We start from the raw sequence: 22,083 nt of genomic DNA on the forward strand, positions 1-22,083 counted from the left end.
TTATGCTCCTTTTAATATTTTTATTTTATTTTTAGTTTCGCTATTTAATTCAGATATTTTTACATAATTTTGTTTTTTTGAATTTTTAATAGTTTTTCTATTTGTTTTATCTATTAATTGATTAATATTTTCTTTAAGTTCTAATTTTAATTTTAAAACTTTCTCCCCAACTTCTTTTCAATCAAAATCATATTCATTCTTTAATATTTTTTTAGTTCTATTTTCAAAGAATTTAATTTTTGATAACAATAAAGTCGATGTAAAACTAATACTAATAGTTAAAATCATACTCAAGAAACCTCACAAAAAGTTTCCACCAGCTCATGTATTTATATTAATACCCTCAGGTGCCTTTTGAACAAAACCAATTATCCCAAGTATTCCAAAAGGTGCTGCTGTAGTTCAAACACCCGATGCAGTGTATAGCAAACAACCAAAGTAGGTTCCTATCACAGCACCCACCATTGGATAAACATATTTAACACCAACAGAATAAATACAAGGTTCAGTAACACCGGCTACAAACCCAGAAACTGCATTACTATAAGCAACTTGTCTTACTTTTTTACAATTTTTATTTTTTAATCCAAATGCAAATGTTGCAACGGCTGTTGAGACATTTGAGAAAATTAATAATCCCAAGATTAAACTTCCGTCATTTTTTACAATGTCTTGCATTAAAATTGGTGTTATAGTTCTGTGTATGCCAAATATTACCATCGGAGAATAAAGAGCTCCTATTATTGGTGTAAAAATATATTTAGTTATTTGATGAGTCATCAAATAGTTAAAAGCTATTGATAAATAACTTGTAAACAATAATCCTATTGGAGCAATAAATATTATTCCTATAAGTATTGTTGAAACAATTACAATTGTTGGTTCTATCAACATTCTAAAGTTTCCAAATTTGGCTTTTTGTAGTCCTTGTTGTATTAAAGATCCAATGTATGCAACCAAAACCATTGGTATAACCATTCCTTCAAAAGAAATCTTTCAAGGAAAATAAAAATCTCCAAATATTTTTCAACCAGGCATCGCATTTATAATGGTTTGTCCTGGTTCAAGTTGTATATCACTTAATGAAGTTAAGAACGGATTACACAATGCAGCACCAACAACTATTCCGTATATCGGATTTGCATTCATACATTTAAATGTAGATCAAGATACACCAATTACAACAAAATAAGTTAATCCTCTTGAAATTGTCTTATTAAAATCATCTCATTGTTGAAGTCATTCAGCTTCTTTTATAGAATTTGAAGCTAAAAAGACGGGCATTCTTAACATTTCTCAAAAACCAATTGTTACCAAAACAATTAGTAAAGGAGAAAATATTTGTGAAACAAACGTTAAGAATGATCTTCTTTGTTTTTTAGTACTTAAATCTGCAATCACTTCTTTATCTTTTAAATCTTTTGCTATTTCAATATTATTTTGAATTACAAATACTTTAAATAGTTTTGCAACACTTGGACCAATAATAACTTGATATTCACCTGACGACAAAACTACGCCTTGAACAAAAGAAATTTTTTTAATTTCATCACTTTTAAATAATTCTTTATTTTTAACTATAAATCTTAATCTTGTCATGCAGTTGTATATTTTTTCTATATTTTCTACACCCCCAACAAGATTGGTTAGATTTTCAATATCTTCTTTTTTAAATTCCATTACATCCCCCCACTTATATTTTACAAATACAATACAAAATATAAAGAAAAATGAACTAGTTTGAAAAAAATGAACTAGTTCATTTTACTTGTGAGTATATAATCTATGTATTTTCACATATAGATTAATTTAAAATTTCTATCTATAAAATTTCTTTCAAATTTTTCATTATCAAAATATATAACAGTTATATCTTTATCTTTAAAATAATCTTTTCAATTTAAAGAAACAAAAACTATAATATCTTTATTATCATTATATATATACTCAAATAATTTAGTAAGAAATGAGTTATCACGTCCAGAAAAAATAAAAACATTATAACTATCTTTATAATTTAGTTTTCTTATTATTTCCACATCTTTTTCAAGATTAATAACTTTATTATCTATATTGTTTTTATTCAAAACATCCTCTAAAAAAATTGTGGAATAAACAGTTTGGTAACAAGAAAATACATTTACTTTTTTGCTAATTATTTTTTTGATAAAAAATTCAATTTGTTTATCATTGGAATTCACTCAATTTTTTAAATTATCATTAATTTCAAAGAAATTTTGCTCGTTATTCTTATTTAACAAATCAATAGTGTTATTAATTTTAAAATTATTTTCATATTCAATCCTTAGTCTCATCTGCAACTCTCTAAAACCACTCACTAAAGCGGCTTTAGAAAAAGCTGTAATAGTACTTTTTGAACAATGACATTTATGTGCAAGTTCATTTTGCGTTAGAAAAATACCTTTTGAAAAATCTTCCAATATTTGTCTTGCTATAATTTTAAATACTGTATTTCTATTTTCTTTACCTAAATTATCTATTCTTATATAAATTGTTTTCATTCCTTTTTAATCCCTTTAATTAAATTATCTACTATAAATTAAAAAAGTATTTCACAAATGTAAAATACTTTCATTTATTATATTTCTTTTGTTTTCATAAAGTTTTGAAATCATTTATAAGATTTCTTTAAAAACCTATCTCCAGTACCCCTATGATAATCGTCATAATCCACGAAAATCATTCCATAACGTTTTGACATTTCATTTGATCCTGCAGAAACAACATCGATCGGAGTTCACATTGTATAACCAAATAAGTTAACACCATCCTTAATAGCTTCACTCATTTGTTCAAAGTGTTGACCTAAATATTCAATTCTATAATCATCTTCAACTGTGTTGTTATCATTTAAAACTTCAGAAACACCAATACCGTTTTCTGAAATAAATAATGGTACACGATACATATCTCATAACTGATTTAAGCAGTATCTTAATCCCATTGGATCAATTTGTCAACCTCACTCAGTTGCTTTTAAGAATGGGTTTTTTCCAACCTTCAAAATATTACCTTCTGTCATTTGTCCAGTTTCTTTAGAAACAGTTCCAGACATATAATAACTAAAAGAAATAAATTCAACTGGAAATTTTTTTAATAATTCATCATCACCAGCTTCTTTGTTAATTTCAACTCCGTATTCTTTAAACATTCTTAATGCATAACCTGGGTATTCACCCTTTACCATAACATCGTAATAGAAGAATTTTTTCATGTGTTCCATTCTTTGATTTTCTAAAACATTTATAGGATTACAATCAATTGGATATGAAGTAGTGTCAGCAACCATACAACCCACTTTTATGTGAGGGTATTTTTTTGAATATTCAACAACTTTAGCTTGTGCAACAAATTGTTTGTGCAAATCTCCATAAGATGAAAGAATTTTCTGCATAACACCGCCTTCTTGTTCTTTATCACTAAATTGTCTAGTTATAAGAACACCTAAATTAATTTCATTAAAAGGTAGTCAATATTTAACATAACCATTAAATTCATCCATTAAAAGTTTTGCAAACCTTAAATAACAATCAGACAATTCTTTATCCCTTCAAGTCAAACCCTTTTGAATTACTCAGAATGGTAAATCAAAGTGATTAATAGTTAACATAACTTCTAAACCTTGGGCTTTACATTCTTCAAAAACATTTTTATAAAAAGACATACCAGTTGCATTGGGCTTTTCGTCATTTCCATTCGGAAAAATTCTGGTTCAAGCAACTGACATTCTAAAAACTTTAAGTCCAGCTTCTTTAAATAATCTAATATCTTCTTTATATCTATTATAAAAATCATTACCAAATCTTTTTGGATAATGAAGTCCTTTTTTATTATCAATAGAATCTAGAATATCTTGTTTTGTAAGTTTTCTAGAAGCTTCAATATCTGTCCTATCTTTTAATTCTACATAGGGAATCATTTCTAATAATGATAATGTTTTTCCATCAACATCATATGCTCCTTCAATTTGATTTGCAGCAGTTGCTCCTCCTCAAAGAAAATTTTTAGGAAATTCTAATTTTTTTGCCATTATATATTTTCTCCATTTTTTTCAATTAATTCTTTATACCAAAAGAAACTATCTTTTCTGATTCTTCTCATGTCTTTTTCATCGAATTCATCTCTATTTACATAAATAAAACCATATCTTTTCGAAATTCCTTCATGAGTTGATACCAAGTCAATTGCACTTCAAGGCATATAACCAATCATTTCAACACCTTCTTGAATAGCTTCTGACATAAATTTAATGTGTCTTTTATAGTATTCAATTCTATAATCATCATGTATTTTTTCATCTTCAGTTAAAACGTCTTTAGCTCCTATACCATTTTCAGTAATCATAATCGGTAATTGATATCTATCATAAACTTCTTTTAATGTATTCTTAAATCCAATAGGATCAATTTCTCAACCAAATTGTGTTTTTTCTAAATTAGGATTGTAAACAGATTTTCCAACTCCAGGAACTACCATTCCTTTTTGTTGATCCTTATTTTTATCTAAAGATTTTTTATAATCTTCCATGGTTGCAGTTTCCACTGTCATTGTTGAATAGTAATTGAAAGCTATAAAGTCCGGTTTTGAATTTTTAAGAACTTCTTTTTCTTCTTCTGTAACCATTATTTCTTCTCCAATAGATTTTAAAGCAATCTTAAAGTAATTACTGTAATCACCTCTACAAACAATATCTAGAAATGCTCAATTTCTTAATTGATCAAATTTTATCTTCGCATCATAATCCTCTGGTTTACTACTTGCTGGATATACAGATGAAATATTTGGAGCAGGCCCTATCTTTCCATCAGGCAACATTTTTCTAAACAATATAATTGCTCTTGCTTGAGCAACATTTAAATTGTGCATAATTTGTCATTTACTTGCTTTTGATTTTTCAGAAATAACACCAATCGTTTGACCAACTAAAGCAAACATATTTAATTCATTTATTGTAAGTCATCATTTAACTTTTGAACCATAATTTTCAAATAACACTTTTGAATATATTTCAAATAATTTTGAAAATTCTGAACTATCAAGCCCTCCAACCTCATCTATAAAGTTTGGTGTATCAAAGTGAAACATAGTAACCACTGGTTCAATTTTATATTTTATTAACTCATCAATCAAGTCGCTATAAAATTTGATACCCTCTTGATTAACATCTCCTTTTACGTTTTTAATAATTCTTGGTCATGAAATTGAAAATCTATAAGATTTAAAACCCATTTCAGCCATAATAGAAACATCTTCTTTTCAATTATTATAATGATCAGATGCAACTTTAAAACCAGTTATTCCTTTTGGATAAGTCTCTCTTTCATCAAATCTATCCATAATTGATGGTACTTTTCCCCCTTGATTAATACCACCTTCAATTTGATAGGCACTAGTAGAAGCGCCTCATAAAAAATCTTTTGGAAATTTGTTCATATATTTTCTCCTTTTTTATAACGCAATCAAAAATATTTTTGAATGCTTAGTCATTATTTATTAATATTTATTAATATTTATTAATATCTTTTTAGTTAAATGCCATAGTTGATAAGTAATGAAGAAGTATCTTTTTTATATTCTTCTTTATAATTTTCAATTTCAAATTTTGCCTTTTTATTTATATAATCCAAAATTTTATAAATTCTGTCGAGTTTTTCTTTTTTTATACTTTCTATTTTTTCAAAGTCAATTAAAGAATATAATTCATCCTTATGTTTTTCTAAATCAGCAAAATCCTGTTTAGCTAAATTATCTATATATTCTTTCGCAAAAAGTGCTTTTTCAGTATTATTTTTTTTGATTCATACCTGACCTTTTTTAAACATTTTTTCAATTAGCCTTTCTCGTCTCTCTTTTTTAGTTTCGATTTCAGCTAAAACCTTAATGTATTTTTGAATGAATTTTTTCTCTTGATTTCTCAAAAACTTTATTTCTTCTTTTGTATATAAATTTTTTAATTCAGTTCTTGCTTTAATTATTTCCGGCTTTAGATTTAAATCAATTTCTTTATTTTTAAATAAAAAGTCAATTAATTTAATAGTTGTTCTGTTTATTAAAGTCTTTTCCTCTATTCTCTCTTTATAAAACAACATTGTAAGACCAACTCCAATACCAATTGTTATTCCAACACCCATTAGATAAAGCAATCCATTTTGCAGCGGTTCTATTCTTGCAACACCACCAAGCATTGGATCTACAAAGAATCCTAAAGCTTCAAAGATTCCAATTCCTGTTTGAGCTCTATTTGAAACGTGTAATCAATTCAATAAAGCCCCTCCAATAAATGCCGCAATAACACCACAAATTAAAGGTCGCTTTTTAGGAAGGTTAATTCCATAAAGAATAGGTTCTGTTATACCTAAAATACCCATAGGAATCATTCCATAAGCTTGTTTTTTTAGAAGTTGATTTCTTGTTATAATAGCAACACCCACAAGCGCTCCTAACTGAGCTCAAACAGATAAACTTCCAGCTATACCAAGATAACTTCATCCTCCATTTGCCATACCTTCAATTCTGATTGCAATTCCTAAAGTTCCATGTAATCCGAAAATTACACAAATTTGTCATAGTGCAACATAAGCTCCAACACCTACTCCAAATGGAATATTTCCAACATAAATCATAAGTGCACCAAATAAAACTTCAATTAGCATTCATGCAGGGGTAAGGATAAAGAACCCAAACATTCCTGAAAATAGGAATAAAATAAACGGTCTAAACATTAACTCCAATGCCGATGGCATTCATCTAACAACTCATTTGTCAATTTTGGCAGAAATATAAATTATTGGTAAAATCACAAATACCTTTGTACCTAACGGAATAAGACTAAATATTTTAGTTATATTGTTAAAGGCTTCATTAGAAGTATGTATATCTTCTATATGAATTCATGTATAACTTAGACCTATTCCACTAGCTCCACCATCTGCAAAAATTATTGGTGCCGATAATATCAAGCCAATTCCAATACCATATATTGGATTCAATTTAAATCTATCGGCTGCAACATATGCAATTGCAACTCCAGTAAAGTAACTTGTGCATCTACCCATTATAAATATAGCTACTCATATCGTTGCTAACTCCGGATCAAATAAACTAACTTGTCTTGGATCTAATGGTTCTCTAGAAGTTACAATTGATGGCATAACTCCTGATAAAACAAGTATAGCCATAAGCGCTTGTATAAGACCTGCTCCCGTCATAATCGGAATCATTCTTACCATGGTTCCACCAAGCACTCCTATAAATCTTGCAGCAGCACTTTTTGTTTGTTTTTGCACTTGATAGTTTGATTCTAAGAATTCATTTTGTAACATTATTTCATCTTTTACTTTATAAACATCTTGACCAATTACAACTTGTAATTCAGAACCATTTCAAAGCAACTGTTTACAAATTGGCATTTTTTTAATAGCATCCTCATTTACTAAACTCTTATCTTTTACCGTAAATCTAAGTCGTGTCATACAATTATAAACTTGTTGATAATTGGCTTTGCTTCCAACAAATTTATTTAAATCAAATGCTATGGATTGATATTTATTTTTTACATTAAAAAAGTCTTCCAATGACTCAATATTTTTAACTTCCTTTTTGTATTCAACAGTACAAATAAGTTCACCTTGTTTGTAATCACCTTCTTTAAAATTTTTTATTAAAACATCTTTATCAAAAACCAAAGGTGTTTCATTTGAAATTTTTTTATCTTTTAACATTTCCAAATCAACCGAAAACAATTTATCTCCCTTTGATAGGTTTGTGTTCGGCTTTAATCTTGTCTTAAAAGGTTCCCCCTTTAGATTAACGGTTTCAATGCCACAGTGAATTAATATACCAAGATCATCAATTTCAAGTCCGTATGCGTGCTTTGTATCAAAAACCATGATAACCTTAGCTCTATCAAACGGCATTGAAAAATCATTTTTGTTTGGTATTATCAAAATCCCATCACCTAGTAGTTTTTGTGCAAAAGCAGAATCAGAACACTTATCTAGACTCTTAACTTCACAATCTACTGGTGCATAAATCTTTATTTCCATTACCTATCTCCTTTATAGTAATATTTTCCATATTTTTTAAATAATTAAAATAAATTTTCCAGTAAAAGAAAACACTTTCCTAAAAAGAAAGTGTCTATTTTATTTATTTAGTAAGTAAAGCCCACCATAACATGCAGCCTTATTTTTAAGCATAGAAATATCGAATTTAGATTCAATTTCTTGATTTATATTCATTACCATTCCTTGAAAAACAAATTCCTTGTTTTTACTTATTGCTTTTTTGATCATATCTTGAAACTGTTCATTTTCGCTAACACCGCCACCAATAGTTATTAATTCAAAATCTAATACATAATCTAAATTAATTATAAGTTTTGCTATTTGTTCTATCCATTCATCAATCATCTTTACAGCTATTTCTTCTCCTTCATTATATAGTTCAAACATTTGTTTTCCTGTTAAAATTTTTTCTTCTTTGTTTAAAAACTTTCTTTTAAAAAGCAAGGCACCCAAACCTGTATCAAAAGTTACAGAATAATTCCTCTCATTACCAATACTTGAATACATCTTACCAAACTCTCCCGCTCTTAAATTTGCTCCATTATATATTTTTCCATTAATAATTATTCCACCACCAATTGCAGTACCAATAGTTATATGAACCATATTTGATACTTTTTTTGTTTTATTTCTTTCATAAAATTCACCAATTGCAGCTGACTTTGCATCATTTTCTATAAGAATTTTTTTCATATTTTTATATTTTGAAAAATATTCTTCAATATTTATGTCGATTTCAGTAATAGTTGATGGTGATAGTATTTTCTTATTCTTTGAATCTATAATTCCGGGCAAGGCCAAGAAAACATTAAATTCTTCTTTTTCATTATCTAGCACTTTAGATATTTCTTCAAAAACTTTAACTAATCTAGTTTTTGTAAAAAATTCTGTAACAACATCTGCTTCACAAGTTAAATATTCATTTTTTATTTCTTTTTTATTTTCAAATACAATACATTTTGTTCCTGTTCCTCCAACATCAAAAGTATAGCTTTTCATACTTATTCCTCTATTCTTTCTTTCTTTATTATTTTTTCATTTTAGTAAGAAAATAATAAGTCTTTTTCAAAAAAAAGAAAACACTTTCCTAAAAAGAAAGTGTTAAATTTTTTCAAATATGTGAAGGAATAAAAGTTCTAAAATTATATTTCTATATATCATTTTAGAACTATTAAAATCGTAATTCAATATCATTTCTGCTTCGAATTTTTCATCAATTTTAAATCTTTGTCTTTCGCTTGCTATTAAAAATGACTTTTGTCCTTCTTCCCTTGTTGAATTTCAAACTTTTAATAGTGAATCATTATCTGCAGAACAAATTATAATTATGTTTAAATCATTAACATCATTTTTAATTAAATTAGATCTATAGTCATTACTAATTAGTCTTACATTTTTATTTAATGAGACAAAAAGATCTTTTATATAATTTGCTGCATGTTTAACTTGATATGATGAATAAATATTAATTGTTTCTTTTATTTTTAATTCATTCACAATTTCTTTTATAAAGAAATTGTTTTGTGAAATTCAATGTGTTATAGAATTTAATTTTTCAATAACGTTAACATCTTTTATATTTCTATTTCAATCATAATGTTTATACTCTTTTTTTAATTCAAACATTAATTCTCTATAGCCAGAATAACCAATTTTCTTTGAAAATTTAGTTATTTGACTTATACTAACAAAAGATTCTTGAGCAAGTGTTTTCTGATCTTTAAAATCTCCATTGTTGAAATGACTTAATATTATCTTAGCGATTGTAATATATGTTCCTTCATTAATTCCTCTTGTTACTTTTTCAATTTTTTCTACTATTGATTCCATTATTTTTATCCTTTATTTCATTCTCTATATAATTATAGTTTTTAAGATTATGTTTTTCAAAAAAAAAAAAAAAAATATTTTACAAAGATAAAATATTTTTTTTGGATTTTATAATTCTCCAGTTTCTCTGAATTTTTTGAATCAATTAAATGATTTTTTCTTGAATCTATCTCCAGTACCTTTGTGATAATCATCATAATCAACAAAGATTAATCCGTAACGTTTTGACATTTCGTTTGTACTTAAACTTACAACGTCAATTGGTGTTCACATTGTGTAACCAAATACATTTACTCCATCAAGAATAGCTTCATTCATTTGTTTAAAGTGTTCTGATAAGTAATCAATTCTATAATCATCTTCAACAGTATTGTTGCTATCTAATGTTTCAACAACTCCAATACCATTTTCTGAAATAAATAAAGGTATTTCATATCTATCTCATAATTCATTTAGAGTAACTCTTAATCCAATTGGATCAATTTGTCAACCTCACTCAGTTGCTTTTAAGAATGGGTTTTTACCTCCCATTAGTAAATTTCCTCCAGCTTTTTCTAATAATTCTTTTGAAATTGTTGAGGTCATGTAGTAACTGAAAGTAATGTAATGTATTGGATTGTTTTTAATTACATTCATTTCTTCAGGTGTTGTTTCAAATTTAATATTGTGTTCTTCGAAATAACGTTCTGAATATGTTGGATATTTTCCTTTGATCATTACATCATAGTAGAAATATCTTTCCATTTGTTGGAATTTTAAGTTTTCCATTACATTAACTGGGTTACAGTCAGAATAATAAGTTGTCATGTTAGCAACCATACATCCCATTTCAATATTGCTTGAAATTGTTTTTGCAATTTCAATAACCTTAGCTTGAGCATAAAATTGGTTGTGCAATCCTTGTCATGCAGCATTTTTATATTCCTCTTCTGTTTTGAAGTCTTCTTTGAAAACTCCAAGACCAGTAACAGGAGATAATGTTGCAATATTGATTTCATTAAATGGTAATCAATATTTAACTAAATCTTTGTATTCGTTCATAATAACTGTTGAGAATTTGATAAATAAATCAACAACTTTTTTGTTTGATCATCCACCATATTCTTTTGTAATTGGATAAGGAACGTCATAATGTTGGATGGTTAACATTACTTCCATTCCGGCATCTTTACATTCTTGAAATACACTTCTGTAAAATTCAATTGCACTTTTGTTTGGTTCTGCTTCATCTCCATTAGGAAAGATTCTACTTCATGCAATTGACATTCTATAAATGTTCATTCCAGCTTCTTTAAATAAAGCAATATCTTCTTTGTATCTGTGATACTGATCTACTCCAAATCTTTTTGGATAGTGTAGACCTTCTTTGTTTTCAATTGATTTTTCATAATCTTCTCTAGTATAAGCATTTAATTCACTTACACTTTTACGATCCAAATTTGGGTTGAAAGGTCTCATATCTGCGATTGTAAGTGATTTACCATCAACATCATATGCCCCTTCTACTTGTGAAGCTGAAGTCGCCCCTCCTCACAAGAAATCTTTTTTAACAAATTTCATAATTTGCCTCCTTATTGTTAATTAACTGCTAGTAAATTTCTTTTTTGTTCTTTTGTAAAGTAAATTTTTTTCTCTTCAAGAACACCATAACCTACCTCAACAGCATTTACTGCATTTCAATATAAGTTTTTGAATTCTAATATTTCTTCTTTTTTAACTTCTTTTGAAATGTTTTCTACAAATTCAAATGTAGCATTTTCTAATTCTTTAACTGTTGATTCATAGTTTTTAACTGTATCTTTTCGGTCTTTAATTAGATTTTCTTTTTCTAACACTAATGGATTAATTTTATCAGTTAAACTATATGAATTGTATCTCTCAACAATCATGTCAATTTTTTCTTGTTCTAATTTTTCATTAACTTGAGCTTTTGTTGCTTTTTTATATAGTTTAGCTTTTGTTTTTTCTTCTACACCATTTAAATAAGCAATTTTAGCTTCTAACTTAAGTAATTTTTGTAAATATTTTTCATATTCTTTAATTACTTCTTTTTTATCTTTTATTTGTAAAGAAATATCTTTAGAATTTTTTTCAAATCATTCTAAACTTTCTGAATTCATTTTTTTCAATAATTTTTCAATTTTTTTAGAAACATCTACTGCTACTTTGTATTCATTTTTTCTTTCTTTATAGAAGAAGAAAGTTAATAATATAGCAGTACCAATTGTTGCTAAAAATGATAATAATAATATAACTTTATGCATTGGCTCATCATAGTTTAGTACTGCTAGAATTCCTTGAGGACCTACAGAGTTTTGAACAACACCTAAGTAACCACAAATTAATCCACCAACACCTCCTGATAAACATCCAATTATGAAAGGTTTAACTTTTGGTAAGTTTATTCCATAAATAATTGGTTCTGTTATACCAAATACTCCTGCTGGTATTGCATTAAGGGCTAAGCCTCTTAAATTTCCATTTTTTGTAAATATAGCTATACCAATAACAGTTCCCAATTGTCCCATAACAGCTATTGTAACTGCGGGTAACATTGGTGAAGGTGTTGCACTTGTTATGATTGGTAACATCATTGTCATAGCAACAGCTACGTGAACACCTGTTAATACAAGTGGTTGTCATATAATTGTAAATAGAGCAACCCCTATACCAAATGGTATAGCACCCAATAAATTAACCAAAATAACCATTAAGTATTCTAATAATCCCAATATTGGTCCTGCAATAAATAATACAGGAACTACTGTTAAGAAAATAACAATAGCTGATCTAAATACAATATCAATTGAACTTGGCATTCAAGTTTTAATTCATTTATCTGAATAAGCAATTATAAATCCAGCCAATATAAATGGAAGAACACTTCCTTCATAAGCTTTTATAACTACAGGATAATCAGATATCCTAAATAAGAACCAACCAGAAATTCCATATTTTGTTTCTGACATCAACTGACCAAAACTTCATTCTTCAGTTCCAGTAGGCAATACTCCAACAAACAATATTCTTGAAGTCAATATCAATCCTGCAAATATAGCAAGAATAGTATTCCCATTTAAATATTTAACCGTATTATATAAAAAGAATACACCAATTAAGTTTAATCCTACCTTTTGCAAAATGAACATAATTACTGAAAGTAAATTTGCATTTTCAATACTAACTGTTGGGTCATCAAGGTTTTGTGTTCAACCAATTTGGTTTGTAATTGCATATAGAGCACCAAATATACCAACAGCCATAAGCACAGGGATAATCGGAACCATGATTCCAGCAATTGCTTCCATTATTATAGAACCAACAGATTTTTTAACTTTATCTTTTGTTTCTTTGGTAGATCCTGAATAGTTATCTAACTTTTCAATTTCTTCTCTTACTTTATAACATTCTCCACCAATAATGATTTGTAATTCATCACCAGCTCAATTTATACCTTTTACTAATTCATTTGATTTTATTTTAGCTTCATCAACTTTAGATTTATCATTTATGTTAAATCTAAGCCTTGTCATACAGTTATATACTCTTGAGTAATTAGCTCTTCCTCCAACTGCATTCACAAAGTGTTCACCTGCTAATTGATATTTTGATTTAAATTCTTTTAAACCATTTTCGCTTTTAGCGGGAGACACTTGCTTATAACTAATTTTACAAATCAATTCACCCTTTTTGTATTTTCCTTCTTTTAATCCAAGTATTTGAATATCTTCAGCACTTGCTGGATCAAATACAATTGGTGTTTCACTTGTTACATTGTTGTCTTTTAAAACTTGTAAGTCAACTTCAAATATTGCATCATTAAGTTTTAAATTTTGTTCAAGCTTTACCTTTTGAGTAAATGGTTTCCCATTTAATTTAACAGTATCAATACCACAATGAATTAAAACATCTAACTCATTGTTTATTTTAAAACCATAAGCATGTTTTGTTTCAAATGTCATCTTACACTTAGCCTTATCAAATGGCAATGAAAACTTTCCGTTTTCTGGTATTACTACTATCCCATCTCCAAGCATTTTCTCTGAGAAAACAGCATCACTACATTTAGAAATGTGTTTTACTTCACAGTCAACTGGAGCATATAGATTAATTTCCATACAAAATTCTCCTTTACAATAATATTTTCCATTATATGTAAAAAAAAAGAATAGATTTATCTACTCATTCAAGTACTTTCCTAATTGTAAAGTTTTTAAAGTTTATTAAATATTGTAAAGAAAAGCATATTAAGAGCCAATATTCTAGTGTCTGCTCTTGAATTATCCAAATCAAAGTCAATAAGCATTTTGGCTCAAAATTCTTCTTCTAGCTTATTTTCTTGTTTTTCAGTAACAATCAAGTAATTATTTTCTTTTGTTTCATAAGACTTAGTAAAGTTATCAATTAAAGTATCATTGTCCCTACCTGTTAAAACCACTATATTAATTCCTTTTCCATTTTGTTGTCTTGGTTTGAATCTAAATTCATTATTAAGCAGTATTACATCTTTGCCATATTCTATTAATAAGTTTGCAAAATATTTTGAACAATCATAAGCTTGATAAGAAGAATAAATATTTATAACTTCTGCTCGATTTATTCCAATTATTATTTCATCAACAAATTTTTCATTGTTTTGAATTCAGTTTTGAATATTTGCAAAAACCTCTTGTGAATCAATCCTACTTGTCTTTTCATAGTTATATTTTGATCATTCATTTTTAATTGTAAAAATAAACTCACGATATCCAGAAAATCCAAGTTTTTTAGAAAACTTAGTTAATGTAGATATAGAAACAAATGTTTGTGAAGCTAGCTCTTCTTGATTGAAAAATTTTCCGTTCTTTGAATTTTCCATTATCTTTTTCGCTATTATTTTAAAGGTTGTTTCTTCAAAATCCTTACTTAATATTTCCAATTTTTCAAACACAGAAATCATTTTTTTACCCTCTTCCAATTTGATTATAGATAATTTTTATTAAATAAAAAAAAAAAAAAAACATTTTCATTTAATAAAATGTCTTTTATCTATTTTAAATATTCTAAGAAAGTTAATGCACCTAAATGTCTTACCGCTTGATTTGCAAAAGCATTAGACTTAGAAACTATCTCAATTATATCCTCATTTGTTGAATTTTCATTAATATTGTTTGTAACAAATTCATTTATTAAACTTGAGATGAATGCATCCCCAGCACCAGTTGTATCAACTAATTCTTCACAAAGAATTGTTGGAACAAAAATAATTTCACCGTTTCATCCACACATAGTGTCCTTGCTTCCTCTTGTTATACAAATTAATGCTTTTGGATTATTCTTCATTAATTCTTTTAATGCATTTTCCTCTTTAATCATTCCAGTAACCAGCAATAACTCCTCATCACTTAATTTTATTAAACTTGCATTATCCAAAAACTCTACACAAAGTCTAATGAACAACTTAATTTCAGCTTCAGTATTTCATAATTTATCTCTGAAGTTTGGATCAAAACAAAAGTTAATTTCATTTTTCTTTGCAAACTTAAGCAAGCTTCAGTAAGAGTCACTTAAATCACCTTCAAGAAGTGCTGTTGCACTTCCAAAGTGTATAAAATCAATTTCCTTTAATTTATCTTCTGAGAAATTAGATAAATGAAAATCATTATCACTATTTCTAATAAATTCAAAGAATCTTTCTTTATTTTCATCCAAAGTAACCTTTGCTATTGTTGTTGGTAATTGTGATTGCTCAATGAAATCTGTTTTAATATTAAATTTTTCTATGAAAGTATTAATTGAATCTTTGTATTTATCATTTCCTAAACTACCCATAAAATAACTTTCGTTATTTTTTAGCGCAGCAATTGAACAAGCAACATTAAAACTTGCTCCCCCAACCTCAGCTTTAGTTTTGCCATCAGCTGAATAAACATCCATTAAAACTTCACCAATAGATACTATTTTTTTCATACTTCTATTTTTCCTTTAATATATTTTTAAACATAATATTGTTTCAAACATACTTGTTTGAATCTAATTGAATAACTTTTATTTCATTTAAATCTGAAATAATTTTACTGTGATCTTTAATAAAGAATCTCAATGATATTGCATGTTGACCTTCATTAATAAATATTTCTAAACAGCTTCTGTCTATTAATATTCTAACATTATTAACCTCTAAATTACCAAAGTTAATTATTGAAGGTAAGTTTTCTTCATCATTAAAATCCATTTGTGTTCTGTCAATTACAAAATTATTATCCTTATTTTTAAGAACTATAAATTTATTTTCACTTGCTAATTTGATTTCAAAATCTTTATTTGAAATATTGTCAGATAAAATTTCAACTAATCCATTTTGATAATTAAAAGCACTATCTTCAGACTTAATTTCATTAAGTCTTAAGTTTTCTAATTCTTTAATCGGCATTTGATATAAGTAATCATTTTTCACAAATAATTCTCTTGGTATTGTTAAATGATTACTTCAAGTAGTTAACTCTTCAGGGAATGGATTTGATTTTGAATTTCCCAATCAACCTAACATGATAACTCTATCTTCAGTATTGTTAAATACTTGTGGTGCATAAAAATCAAAACCTAAATCAATTTTTCTTAATTCAGTTTTGAATTTAAAGTTAGCTTCAGAGTCAATTTCAACTTCTCTATATTTAACAAAGTGACTTCCCTCTCTTAAGGGAGCATCTTGTTCTAGACAAGCAAAAACATACTCTCTTCCATCTAATATAAAATGGTTAGGACATTCAACCATGTAAGAATTTTGTTCATCACCTTGATCAACTAAAACATCCTTTTTGAATTTTCAAGTTTCTCCATTAAATTCATAAACATTAAGAACACCTTCTTTATTTAAAGTTTGTGCTCCATTTAACATAAATAATTTATTTTCTTTTTCAAATACAATAGGATCTCTAAAGTGTCCTGTGTATTTTTTTAAATCACATTCAAATAATAATTCTTTTGTTACAACTTTTTCTTTTAAATCAATTAATGCTTTTAGTGTATAACTTGTTCTATCTATATCATTAAATTTTACATTTCCTGTATAGTAGATTTCCATTTCACCATTTGAATTAACTCTTGCACTTCCAGAAAAAACACCATTTTTATCATAGTCATTTGATGGAATTAAAGTTAATCCTTCATAAGTATAATTAATAAAATCTTTTGTTGTATAAAGTCCTCATGATTTATTTCAGTGTTCTATACTAAAAGGACAACTTTGCATAAAAACAAAATATTGTCCTTTATAATATACTAAACCATTTGGATCATTTGTAGAACCAGCATAACTTGATAAGTGAAATTGATTGTTATATCAATCAGATTCTTTTTTATCATGATACTCTTTGAATAGTTCTAAGTGACTTTCGTTTATTAAACTATATTTTTCTCACTTCATTTTAATTTCTCCATTTTGGTTTTTATTTTTTAGATTCTTTATCTTTTATTTTTTCAGATTTTTTAGCAGCTTTTTCAGCTTTTAATTTTTCTTTTTCAGCTTTTTCTTTTTCTCTTAAAACTTTAACTTCTTCAACATAAGCTTCATATTTAACTTTATCTTCTTTTAATTTAGCTTCTTTAGCTTTCATTTTTTCTAATTTAGCTTCATTAGCTTTAACTTTCTCTTCATGATTTTTAACATCAGTTTGCTTTGCAAATTTTTTAAAGTCAATTTGTGCGTTTACAACTTTTGTTGCGTATGCATCAATTTGTTTTTGAGTAACTTTTCTTCCAGATTCTCAATAGAAGAAGAATGTTAGTGCAAAAGCACTACCGAATGAAATTATGTTTACTAAGATAATTAATATTAAATTTCTCACACTATCTGTGTAAAGTAGTAGTCCAGGAATAACTGTTACACCCATTCCTTGACATCTAACATTAAGTAATCCTGCAAATAATCCACCAATAAATCCACCCAGTGAGGCAAAGATAAATGGTTTAATTTTTGGAAGGTTAACACCAAATATTGCTGGTTCTGTAATACCAAACATTGTTGATATTGCAGATGACATTCCTAAGTTTTTTTCTTGCTTTGATTTTGATTTTAAGGCAACAGCCATTGCAGCTCCACCTTGCGAAATGATTGATGCAGTTCATATCGCATTAAAGATTGATCCTTCTTTACCTAAACCATTTTGTACTAATTGAATCTCCAAACCTTGTAGAACTTGGTGACAACCAGTAATAACGATAGCTTGAAGAACACCCGCAATAATACCTGTACCTAAACCAAATGGTATATTTAATATAGCTTCAGTTCCAATTAGAATTCCGTTTTCAACCAATAATAATATTGGTCCCAAAACTAATAAAGCAACCAATAAAGATACCACAATTGTTAAGAATGGTGTGAAAATAATATTTACAGATTTAGGCATTCATGTCTTAATTCATTTTTCAAGATATGCTACACCAATACCTATAACAAGTGCTGGAAGAACCGAACCTTGGTAACCAGTAATAGGTATGAATCCTAAGTATATTGGTGTAGCATTTCCTGTAGCTATAGCACCTTTATCTGGCAATAGTGGAGAAATAAGCATTAATCCAACAATAATACCAAGTACTGGATTTCCTCCAAATCTTTTAACAGTTGATCAACAAACCAAAACTGCTAGAGATGTAAAAGCCGTTTTAGTTACAATATCAACTATAATTCATAAAAGGTTTCCTTCTTCAGGCGAATTTCCAGGACCCAGTATAATAGTTTTCAATAATGCAGCAAAACCCATTGCCAGACCAGCTGCAACAATAGCAGGAATTATTGGTAAGAATATATCCCCTAATGTTTTCATACTTAATTGTAATCACGCAAATTTTCCACCCTTATTTCTAAATGCTTCTTTATTTGCTTTTGCTTTTAGTGCAAATTCATCAAATGATTCCTTTTTATTTGAATCACTTATATTTGCAGTTTTAACTTCTAATATTTTTTGAACTTCTGCATAGACAGCTTCAACTACACCTGTCCCCAAGATAATTTGTAATTGAGTTGAACTTCAGTTAGTTCCTTTTGCTATTGGTGATTCTTTAATTGCATCAATATTTACTTTGTCTTTATCAATTACATTAAAACGTAATCTTGTAACACAGTGTAAATATGATTCAATATTATCTTTACCAACAGCATCGACAAATCTTTGTGCTTCTTGAGCATAATTTACTTTTGCCATGATTGATATTTCCTATTCTATTTGTTATTTTCTTCACTCTATAAAATTTCATTCAAAGAATTTTGGCTGATAATAACTTTGTCTAAATTCTAATATCTCACCAAAGATATCATAAACTTTTCCCTCATCTAAAATTAGACCGTCCACCATTTCATCATTTAAATTAAAATAATTTAAATAGTTTTCATAATCTGTTATAAATGATATTTTTTTTGCAGAGTGACTAACAATTAATTTTGTTTTATTCTCAATAAAATGCATTAAACCATTTTCATTCAATACATCCAGAGATAAATTTTTAAATTTATCTCTTTTAATTAAGCTTTCTTGAAATAAGATCAATTCTCCTTCAAATGTTTTTCTAATACATTTAATTCTTAATAGATCATCATTAACTTGAAAGCCAGTTGTTCTTGATAAATTGATATCACATTTTAATTCTTCTAAATTTGTGTAAACACTATTAGAACCTGGGAATAATTCTCTAAAACTAAATAATAAGTTATTAGAAATTTTATCTTGGACAACAAAACCTTTACCATTAACTGATTTTACAATTTGAAGTTCAATCAGTTTATTAAAAGCAATTCTTATGGGTTGCTCAGAATATCCGAATTTAGTTTTTAACATATTTTGACTTGGCAAAACTTCACCGGGAAGTACTTTATTTTCTCTTATCAAGTACATCAAATAGTCAAAAACTATCTCTCATTTTTTGTCCATTGCTAAATTCCCCTCAAAAGAATTATACAATTAATAAAACTATTTTAAATAGTTTTCAAGAGAATTTTTACCCCACTTTGTCTTCATCAAGATTGTAGACATACCAATTGTTGCTCCAGTTGCAATAAGCATTGCTATTGAAATATGAGCCCCCATAGGTATTGATTGTAATATTGCATTAATATTTTCATTTGCAAAATATTCTTTTGTAGCTGTTGTTGTCCAATCGAATTGAACCAATCCAATTCAACTTGCACTACCAAGCGAGTTTGCAACAGTATGTGTCATTCCCAGTCATCAACCCGCTATTCCACTACCAATTGCAGCTGATACAAATAATGGTTTTATTTGTAAATTTATACCAAACATTGCAGGTTCTGTAATACCTGTAAATGATCCAATCGTTCCCGATGTAGCTTTTGTAATTTGTTCTTTGTCTTTCTTACAAAAGAACACAAGACTTAAAGCAGCAGCCCCTTGAGCTATGTTTGAAACACATGCCACTGGAGTTATAAATGAGAATGAATGACCATATTTTAATTGTGTATCTACCAATAATTGTGTCTCAATTGGTAAGAAACCTTGATGTAAACCTGTAATAACAAGGAAAGGATAGAAGAACGCAAACACCATTCCACCAAACCCTATAAAGTTTCAATTTGTATATTTAAACATACCAGCAAGAGCAATTGATATTCCTCTTCCAATAATTTGTCCTAAGGGACCAATTATTCAAAATGCTAATCAAGATGAAATCAATACAGTAACCAAAGGTACCACAATAATTGCAATCACATTTGGAGTTATTTTTTTAAGTAATCTTTCAATATTGACAGATATAGCCAATACCATTAATACCGGTATTATTTGAGCTTGATAACCAATAAGTTTTATCTTAAAGAAACCACCAGCAACATTACCAAATATTTGATAATATACCCCAACAGTTCTTGCCATCATAGATAAATAGTCTTCTTCAGAAACAGTTAATCCATTCTCACTTAATCAATTATCGAAAGCAGCTTTTCTAGTTTCTTCAATAATGTTTGAACCTGTATTTAAGTCAAAACCTAATAATACGGGAGTGCTTGTAGAATAACTATTTAATAACCCAGGAGAGATTAAAACCAACCCCATAGCCATACCAAGATAAGGATTTCCACCCCATCTTTTAGCTGCTGTATAACCAACAAACGCAGGAATAGATCCTAAAATAGCACCACCAATAATATCTAGCAATTTTGTAAAACCAGAAGTTGGTGCAAATGTTCCGATCAATGATTTTAGTGCCAAAGACATTCCACCAGCTATAAAAACTGGTATTAATGGTACAAATATTGAAGCAAAAGAGTTCATTCCTCTTTTTGAAATCATAAATAGATTTGACTTAATAGAGACATCTTTTCTTCATAAAGGCTCTTTATTTTCTAATTTAATATCACCTTCACTTTGATTATCTTTTATAATCAAATTTATTTGTTTGTACAACTTGTCAACAACACCAGTTCCAATAATTATTTGATGTTGTGTTTCTTGCTTTTTATAACCTTTAAATAAAGGATGTTTTTTTGCTTTTTCTAAATCAAACTTATCATCATCAATTAATATAAATCTCAATCTAGTAGCACAATGTTGTATTTCCTTAATGTTATCTTTTCCGCCAAGAAGTTCGATCATCAATACAGCATTGTCGTAAAATATATTCTTAGACATATTTCCTCCTAATAATATTGATACATAGTAATTATTTATCTTTATTAACACAATATGTATACCTATGATTATAAGTTTTTAATAAACATAAAAAAAACCCTCTCAATGAGGGTTTATTATAAATAAAATTGGGTGTTCTAAACCAAATACTCAACTTTTGGTTTAGAAGAATAGCAAAGAAAATAGTTTTTTGAGTAATTAAGATAACCAATATCATCTAAATTTGATTAAGACAATTTTTTAAAATTTAATTTCCCGAAACACATTAATTAGTAGTAATTACAGTATACAGCCAAACTTAAATTCACCATTGGTCACAAAATAATCACTTCTGGTGAAAGAAACCGATGTTTCTTTCAATCTAATCTTTTCAAAAAAACTCATTAAAATCTATGCTTTTTGAAAAGTTAAAAGGTGTTTATAAAAAAAAAAAAAAAAACTCAGAATCATTGCATATAAAGGGTTTTTTTAAAGAAATGTAAAATATTTTAGTCACTAAAATATTTTTAAGTTTCAAATCACTCTTTGCTTTTTTTTTTTTTTTTTAT

At 27.5% G+C, this 22,083-nt stretch carries 15 protein-coding genes; all 15 read right to left on the bottom strand.

Translation table 4 applies throughout. The features are described 5' to 3' along the window. Entirely contained in the window at positions 1-1,680 is a 1,680-nt protein-coding gene (locus tag SMONO_RS02435) for a PTS transporter subunit EIIC (protein ID WP_101780772.1), read from the bottom strand. A gap of 74 nt (positions 1,681-1,754) precedes the next feature. Beyond that, positions 1,755-2,522 (bottom strand): MurR/RpiR family transcriptional regulator, encoded by a 768-nt coding sequence (locus tag SMONO_RS02440; protein ID WP_101780773.1) that lies wholly within the window; start codon positions 2,520-2,522, stop codon positions 1,755-1,757. A gap of 77 nt (positions 2,523-2,599) precedes the next feature. After that, positions 2,600-4,051: a glycoside hydrolase family 1 protein gene (locus SMONO_RS02445; RefSeq protein ID WP_101780774.1), complete on the bottom strand. Its 1,452-nt coding sequence runs from the start codon at positions 4,049-4,051 to the stop codon at positions 2,600-2,602. After that, entirely contained in the window at positions 4,051-5,454 is a 1,404-nt protein-coding gene (locus SMONO_RS02450; protein ID WP_101780775.1) for a glycoside hydrolase family 1 protein, read from the bottom strand. The genes SMONO_RS02445 and SMONO_RS02450 overlap by 1 nt, the downstream gene beginning before the upstream one ends. Before the next feature lie 95 nt (positions 5,455-5,549). Then, a complete protein-coding gene (locus SMONO_RS02455; protein ID WP_101780776.1) occupies positions 5,550-8,066 on the bottom strand; it encodes a PTS glucose transporter subunit IIABC in 2,517 nt (838 codons plus the stop codon). Positions 8,067-8,165: 99 nt separating this feature from the next. Then, on the bottom strand, positions 8,166-9,086 hold the full coding sequence (locus SMONO_RS02460; protein ID WP_101780777.1) for an ROK family protein: 921 nt from the start codon (positions 9,084-9,086) through the stop codon (positions 8,166-8,168). Positions 9,087-9,188: 102 nt separating this feature from the next. Next, positions 9,189-9,917, bottom strand: a complete 729-nt coding sequence (locus SMONO_RS02465) for a MurR/RpiR family transcriptional regulator (RefSeq protein ID WP_101780778.1) — start codon at positions 9,915-9,917, stop codon at positions 9,189-9,191. 108 nt (positions 9,918-10,025) lie between these two features. After that, on the bottom strand, positions 10,026-11,477 hold the full coding sequence (locus SMONO_RS02470) for a glycoside hydrolase family 1 protein (RefSeq protein WP_101780779.1): 1,452 nt from the start codon (positions 11,475-11,477) through the stop codon (positions 10,026-10,028). Positions 11,478-11,494: 17 nt separating this feature from the next. Next, a complete protein-coding gene (locus SMONO_RS02475) occupies positions 11,495-14,035 on the bottom strand; it encodes a glucose PTS transporter subunit IIA (RefSeq protein ID WP_101780780.1) in 2,541 nt (846 codons plus the stop codon). Positions 14,036-14,130: 95 nt separating this feature from the next. Then, entirely contained in the window at positions 14,131-14,856 is a 726-nt protein-coding gene (locus SMONO_RS02480; protein WP_101780781.1) for a MurR/RpiR family transcriptional regulator, read from the bottom strand. Between the two features lie 89 nt (positions 14,857-14,945). Then, complete coding sequence (locus tag SMONO_RS02485) at positions 14,946-15,866, bottom strand: carbohydrate kinase family protein (RefSeq protein ID WP_101780782.1); 921 nt, start codon at positions 15,864-15,866, stop codon at positions 14,946-14,948. A gap of 4 nt (positions 15,867-15,870) precedes the next feature. Then, the gene (locus tag SMONO_RS02490) at positions 15,871-17,322 is read right to left on the bottom strand and encodes a glycoside hydrolase family 32 protein (RefSeq protein WP_101780783.1); all 1,452 of its coding nucleotides are present in this window, start codon (positions 17,320-17,322) and stop codon (positions 15,871-15,873) included. A 22-nt stretch (positions 17,323-17,344) separates the two neighbouring features. Then, positions 17,345-19,099, bottom strand: a complete 1,755-nt coding sequence (locus tag SMONO_RS02495; protein WP_158637902.1) for a PTS transporter subunit EIIC — start codon at positions 19,097-19,099, stop codon at positions 17,345-17,347. 24 nt (positions 19,100-19,123) lie between these two features. Further along, positions 19,124-19,822 carry a GntR family transcriptional regulator gene (locus tag SMONO_RS02500; RefSeq protein ID WP_101780784.1) on the bottom strand — a complete coding sequence of 233 codons (699 nt, stop codon included), beginning with the start codon at positions 19,820-19,822 and terminating at the stop codon, positions 19,124-19,126. A gap of 39 nt (positions 19,823-19,861) precedes the next feature. After that, positions 19,862-21,535, bottom strand: a complete 1,674-nt coding sequence (locus SMONO_RS02505; protein ID WP_101780785.1) for a PTS transporter subunit EIIC — start codon at positions 21,533-21,535, stop codon at positions 19,862-19,864. Positions 21,536-22,083: the final 548 nt, after the last annotated feature.

It is taken from the genome of Spiroplasma monobiae MQ-1 (assembly GCF_002865545.1).
Classification (GTDB): domain Bacteria; phylum Bacillota_I; class Bacilli_A; order Mycoplasmatales; family Mycoplasmataceae; genus Spiroplasma_A; species Spiroplasma_A monobiae.